Origin of the sequence: Lysinibacillus sp. NPDC047702, from assembly GCF_050272555.1 — a bacterium.
Classification (GTDB): domain Bacteria; phylum Bacillota; class Bacilli; order Bacillales_A; family Planococcaceae; genus Lysinibacillus.
In genome coordinates, this window is record NZ_JBNNMG010000048.1 from 36,437 (window position 1) to 43,097 (window position 6,661).

At 36.2% G+C, this 6,661-nt stretch carries 5 protein-coding genes; all 5 read left to right on the plus strand.

Translation table 11 applies throughout. From position 1 onward, the window contains the following. Positions 1-54 precede the first annotated feature (54 nt). The 5 genes from ACQKIM_RS19735 (at position 55) to ACQKIM_RS19755 (ending at position 5,891) form a co-directional block, all read left to right on the plus strand. Positions 55-825 (plus strand): GNAT family N-acetyltransferase, encoded by a 771-nt coding sequence (locus ACQKIM_RS19735; RefSeq protein WP_427547219.1) that lies wholly within the window; start codon positions 55-57, stop codon positions 823-825. Between the two features lie 207 nt (positions 826-1,032). Next, positions 1,033-1,770, plus strand: a complete 738-nt coding sequence (locus ACQKIM_RS19740) for a peptidoglycan recognition protein family protein (protein ID WP_427547222.1) — start codon at positions 1,033-1,035, stop codon at positions 1,768-1,770. A 314-nt stretch (positions 1,771-2,084) separates the two neighbouring features. Further along, positions 2,085-3,599 (plus strand): S41 family peptidase, encoded by a 1,515-nt coding sequence (locus ACQKIM_RS19745; RefSeq protein ID WP_427547225.1) that lies wholly within the window; start codon positions 2,085-2,087, stop codon positions 3,597-3,599. Between the two features lie 69 nt (positions 3,600-3,668). Further along, complete coding sequence (locus tag ACQKIM_RS19750) at positions 3,669-4,571, plus strand: CobW family GTP-binding protein (protein ID WP_427547228.1); 903 nt, start codon at positions 3,669-3,671, stop codon at positions 4,569-4,571. 615 nt (positions 4,572-5,186) lie between these two features. After that, positions 5,187-5,891: a CAP domain-containing protein gene (locus ACQKIM_RS19755; RefSeq protein ID WP_427547230.1), complete on the plus strand. Its 705-nt coding sequence runs from the start codon at positions 5,187-5,189 to the stop codon at positions 5,889-5,891. Positions 5,892-6,661 lie beyond the last annotated feature (770 nt).

Below are 6,661 nucleotides of genomic sequence, written 5' to 3' on the forward strand. Positions count from 1 at the left end.
CAAGTGTTTAATAAAGGTATAATTACCATTAATAAGATAAGGGGGATTAGGCAAGTGACTAAACTTGAATTCATTGATTTAAATTATGAGCTATTAGAAGGCATGGGGAGCTATTGCCTTAGAAGCAAAAAGAATTCGAAGGGCTATAGACAAAAGAACAATTGGCTACATAACAGCTTTGAGGAAGGCTTGAAATATGTCCAGATTTTAAAAAATAATAAGCAAGTTGGCTTTATTGAATATACAGCAGCGGAATATTCTTCAAGGGTTGTCTTTGCAAATGATTATTTAGTTATTCATTGCTTGTGGGTCAGTGAAACTGGACAAGGATATGGAACAGAGCTTATTCAAAAATGTCTGACAGATGCAAAAAGGCTAGCCAAAAAAGGTGTAGTGGTTGTGACAAATTCGACGACATCGTGGATGCCTAGTAAAGAAGTTTTTTTGAAAAATAACTTTCAATGCATTGATAAAGCTCCATACGGTTTTGAATTACTTTCCTATCCATTTAGTCAAGAATTGGAGCAACCTTATTTCCCAAATGATTGGGACGAGAGAATTAAAAAATTTAATCAGTTAACGATTTTGCGTTCCTTTCAATGTCCATATGTTGAAGTTGCCACAGAAAATATAGTTGCAGGGGCAACGCTATTAGATTTACCTGTGGAAGTAATTGATTTTAGCAATAGAGAGCAGTTAATGACATTATCGCCAACGCCTTACGGTATTTTTTCTGTCATCTATAAGGGGCAGCTACTTACTTTTCACAGGTTAACAATTCATTCTGTAGTTAAGAGATTAAAAGAGCTTAGCTGTAATGATTAAGATAACGTATCTGGTAGATTTAAATGTAATGCTGTAGTTATTAATACTTATAAAAACACAATACAAGTAACTAAAGGTGCATAAAATAGCTTTGAATCGTCTTTTATTAAGCTTCTATTTCTATGATTATCTGTAGTTATGATAGATGATGATACTATTAGGATTCTGTAACGACGCCGCATAATAAAATGAAGGGAGGGAAAACATTTGGTAACAATACGACGGAAATTAGTACCAATTTCTCTAGCGGTGAACATGACAAATGGTAAAAATAATTTGAAAAAATATATTGTTGTTCATGAAACGGATAATACCAACATTGGAGCGGATGCTGATGCACATGCACGCCTACAAATAAACGGCAATAGCAGGCAAGCTAGCTGGCATTGGCAAGTTGATGATCAAGAGGCTGTACAATCATATGAACATTTTTGGGAATGTTGGGGTGCAGGAACGTATATTGGCAATAATCAAGGAATCCAAGTAGAAATATGTGTAAATAGTGATGGTGATTATACAAAAGCTGTGCAAAATGCTGCTGCTCTTATCGCAAAAATTATAAAAGATGAAAATATAGCTATTGAAAATATTGTTCAGCATCATTATTTTAGCGGGAAAAATTGTCCTCGAAATATGCGCGCTGGAAAAGTGCCTTGGTCTCAACTTATAGAGATGATTAAAAAAGAAGCTGGTAATACACAAAATCCACCTGTTGAAACATTAAAATATCGCATTTTAACAGGAACCTATAATACGTTTCAGGCGGCAGAAAGCGCAGCAAAGGTTATGAAAATCACCTTTGGCTGGCTTGTCTACATTGAGCAAGATAGTACAAAGTATCGTATCAAAACGGGAACTTTTACAGGAATGAATGCAGCAAAAAATGCAGAAAATAAAATAAAAATGGCAAAATTGGCGCAAGTTACGTATATAAAAGATACCTAAGTAAATAATTGAATTCTAATATTCTATGTGTATATAGTTGACTGCTTCTAAGAATCGAGTAAAATAGAAAAGCAGTACCATTATATACCTTAACTTAGCAGAGGAGAGAGGTGTCTAACTAAAGCCTCTAAGACATCTTTCTCTATATGGTTTTATACATAATTGTAAGCAGCTGAAGATATAGGGGAATAGTTGATGGACAAGAACTGTCGAGAATTTTGACTGTCTTTTTCTTTTCGTCTTCTCTATAACCTGTTAAGATGGTAATAGTGTGTGACAACAAGTTAGTGTATATGAGAGTGGTGACAATCAAGATGGATGAACAGAAAAAAGATAGTATAGAACAGCAGCAAGAACAAACTCAGGACGAGGTAAAACCGGCAGGACGATTTATACAATTAAAACCGTTTAGATTTATCATGCTGATGTTCTTTACAATCCTTATTACTGCAGGCTTAACGATTTTTGCGTTAACATTCGGCGAGAAGAAAGTAGTGGAAGTAAAAGTACCGATTGAACGTGCGGAATTTACAAAGTTATATGAAGCCTTTGATTTACTTAAAAAAAATTATTATAAAGATATTGATGATGAAAAAGTAGTCAATGGTGCTATTAATGGCATGTTTGATGCGTTAGATGATCCATATTCTGATTTTATGGTGAAAGAAGAAGCAGACCAATTTAATTCTGGATTATCTTCTAGCTTCCAAGGAATTGGTGCGGAAATTCAAGAACGTAACGGCTTTATTACAGTTGTGTCACCTATCAAAAATTCTCCAGCTGAAAAGGCAGGACTATTACCAAAAGATATAATTTTAACGGTAGATGGGAAAAGCATTCAAGGATTTAGTGCTTCTGAGGCTGTAGCCCTTATTCGTGGTGAAAAGGGGACACCTGTAAAATTAACTGTAAAACGTGGCGACAAAACGGAGCCTATAACAATGACAATTATTCGTGATGATATTCCAGTTGAAACCGTATATGGTGAGATGCTTGATGGTAATATTGCACATATCCAAATAACTTCATTTAGTCAAAACACGGCTAAAGAGCTTGAAAATATACTTACTGAGTATAAAGGAAAAGGTATGAAGGGAATTGTCTTAGATTTACGTCAAAACCCTGGCGGTTACCTAGAGGCTGCAATAGAAATTTCTAATTTATTTGTGCCAGAGGGTAAACCAATTGTTCAAGTACAACAAAAAGATGAGGAGCCAAAAATCACAAATGCTATTGCAGGAGAGAAATACAATCTACCTGTAACCGTACTTGTTGACAATGGTAGTGCATCAGCATCTGAAATTTTAGCAGGCGCCTTAAAGGAATCTGTTGGTGCTAAAGTTGTTGGTGAGACATCGTTTGGTAAAGGAACTGTGCAAAATATTACACCACTAAAAGATGGCTCAAATCTTAAATTTACAACAGGAAAATGGCTAACACCAAACGGTAACTGGATTAACGAAAAAGGTATTGAGCCAGATGTAAAAGTACCATATCCATCCTATGCATCGTTACCATATCTCGATCCAGCTCTTGAAATGAAAGAGGGCTTACAGTCTGACTCTGTAAAAGCGGCAGAAGAGATGTTAGAGGTACTTGGATACGAGCCTGGTAAAGTAGATGGTAGTTTCGATCAGTATACAGAACGTGCAGTGAAAAAACTGCAAGATACAAGTGGACTGGAAGAAACGGGCATTTTAACTGGAAATACGACGTATGCTTTAATGGATGCATTGCGTGCAAAAATAAAAGCAGATGATCCTCAATTGTTAAAAGCAAAAGAACTGCTTACTGGAACACCAGCAAAAAATGAGGATACTACAAACTAAAGAAGTAGCTGTCGCAGCAATCGTTATTAACGATCTGTGCGACGGCTTTTTTGATGGGAGGTAAAGATTGTGAAGGACGTTTATTTATTTAGTGGTTTTTTAGGTAGTGGAAAAACTTCTATGCTAACAGATGTAATACGACAATTGAAGGAAAAAAACTTAAAGCCAGCAGTTATAATGAATGAGCTTGGGAAGCTGCCATTTGATTCAAAGGCTGTTGAGAAGGATATTCCGTTGAAAGAGATGCTAGAGGGCTGTATTTGCTGTTCTGGTGCAGAAAAAACAGAGGCACAAATTCAATCACTATTAATGGATAGTGAGTTTGATGTACTAATTATTGAAACAACAGGTGCTGCACATCCTGTAGAAGCATTAGATGCCGTTTATTCACCGTTATTTGCTGAAAAATTGTATGTGAAGGGTATTGTTACTGTAGCTGATTCAAAGCTTTGGTTGAATCGTGAGACGTTAACACCACAAGTACGCTCTTTATTTATGGAGCAAATCCGTCATGCCCATCTTTTATTGGCCAACAAAACGGATTTATTAACAGAGGCTGAGCAGGCTCGTGTAGTTTATGAGCTACAGGGCTATAATCCACATGCTTTTATTTTACAAACAACAAATGGGCGTGTTCCGTTACGACTCTTAGAAGATTTAAAGGCAACTGCACAAGTGGACAAAAATGATATCGTAAAATCACCGATTGCTGCCATGCATCTGGGATCACGATTAGTTGAATTTAAGGATATAGATTTTACACAAGAACAATTTGAGGCTTGGGTACGTTCATTACCCGATACGGTCTATCGTATGAAAGGGTATGTACCAATTAAAGGTGTAAGGAATCCTATGTTATTTCAATATGCATATGGGATGGTCCAATGGCTACCTGAATACGTAAAAATGCCGGCCAAACTAGTTATCATTGGTGAAAATGTAGGGGATATAAACGTCATTGGTATTCATTAAACAAGTATCAATGACGTCCCAGCGTAATTGTAGCTGCCGCTATGCTTTCGCTGCAGAAAACATTTGTAGCTGTCGCATCGCTTTCGCACAGATAAACAATGCGTCCAGATTTTCAAAATCCGTGACATCCGTCAGGGACTTTGAGCTAACGTGATGTTGGTCACTCAGTGTGTGTTGCTGTCGCATCGCTTTCACACAGTAACGTTCTGCTGAATCAAGATAAAAAATCATATCTGCCGCTTCCTGCTGAAATAGACATGTTGTATTTGTCTTTCTTTAAGCAAGAATGGCAGATTTTTTGCGTCAGATAACGATAGATCTTACTTTCTTCATTCATTTTCTATCGATTGAAGTTAATATTTTCGATAAAATTAGTAGGATTTCGAATAGCAATCCATTATTAAAATATTGAAAATATTAGCTAGCTTTTGAGAGGTGTCAACCCTATTTAAAACGTAAGTATTTCATAGATTGGTGGAAGCTGCTAAAAATTATGACAAAAAAACCCCTGTTTTATGCGAATTCTTTACTTCGGTGGTGATCTTAGCAGATGTTGGTAAGAAATTAAATAAAATCATCATTTACGATAAGTGGCAGAGAAGGAGGAATTGCAAAATGAAAAAAACACTAACTGCAATTTGTGCAACATTTCTATTAGCAGCTCCAATTCAAATGGCTTCTGCTGCTTCAAATACTACAGAGGGGAACTCAGTTAAGCAGACTACAAACTGTAATCAAGTTTATTATTATAAATGGTCTAATCATAAGTGGAATGTAAAATTACCACAAACATCTGCACCATCAAAAGAAACACAAACAAATAATAATACACAAACTAACACAAACAATTCGCAGGCAAATCAAAATAATACACAAACACCACCAAAAGATAATACAACAACTGCACCAGCTCAACCTACACCACCAACAACTGCTTCAGATGTCAGTGCTTATGAGCAAGAGGTTGTTAAATTAACAAATGCTGAGCGTACGAAGGCTGGATTAGCTCCACTACAAACGGATGATAAATTAATGGCAGCTGCACGTGAAAAATCACAAGATATGCAAAGTAAAAACTATTTTTCACATACAAGCCCAACATTTGGTTCACCATTTGATCGTATGAAAGCTTTAGGTATTAGCTATAAGAGTGCAGGGGAAAATATTGCACAAGGTCAACGTTCACCTCAAGAAGTCGTACAAGCTTGGATGGATTCACCAGGTCACCGTGCAAATATCTTAAACGGTAGCTTTACACATATTGGTGTTGGCTATGTGAAAACAGGTAACTACTGGACACAACAATTTATTCAAAAATAATAGTATAAATTGAATAGCTTCATAGTATAAAAGGATGTCCACTTAGCCATTAAAGGCTTAGTGGACATCTTTTTTTATATTCATATTAGAAGCGCGAAACTATTTTAGTGCCCTCGACACAAATCCCAAAGAGTCGCCGAGTCTCCACCCCAATCAACCACTTCATATAGCATGTGCCTACTAGCATATCACTCTTATTTACAGTAATTAAAGCAAGGCGTGGGAATTAGCTCAACGCTGAATTGGAGCGGAAATTGAAATTCCACTACATTTGACCACTTTTAATCACCACTTTTAATAACGTTTGGCTTAAATATATACAACAAAGATATACATATAATTAGACATCCGCAATACAACATTATACTGGAGATAGTCAAATCCATAACAAGGGCAATAGAAACAAAAGCATAGGAGAGTGGGACAAGTCCATTCGAAAATGCGTTAACCCAAACCCCTCCAACAGTCATAAAGAGAACGCGAAAAATCATCGTTATCATCAAAATCATTCCAAGTGCCGATTCCATTTTCAAAACAGTGATAATATACCATTGTTCAGCAAATAAATAACTAGATAAAGCCACAAAAGAGGTTGTACTTGATAGCCAGAGAAATATAAAAGAGCGATTTTTCAATAGAGATGAAGATTTTTCTTCCTCCGGGGGTGACCAAAGTACCATAGCTGTCAACTTAAGAAATGTGTACTTCTTCTAAAAAGTGGTATAGATATATACAAAACTTTTTTTGGAAGGGGTGCTTTTGATGTCGAC

What these genes read in the sequence shown, in the direction of transcription:
- ACQKIM_RS19745 (WP_427547225.1), top strand. Translation starts at nt 2,085, where the DNA reads ATGGATGAACAGAAAAAAGATAGTATAGAACAGCAGCAAGAACAAACT.
- ACQKIM_RS19755 (WP_427547230.1), top strand. Translation starts at nt 5,187, where the DNA reads ATGAAAAAAACACTAACTGCAATTTGTGCAACATTTCTATTAGCAGCT.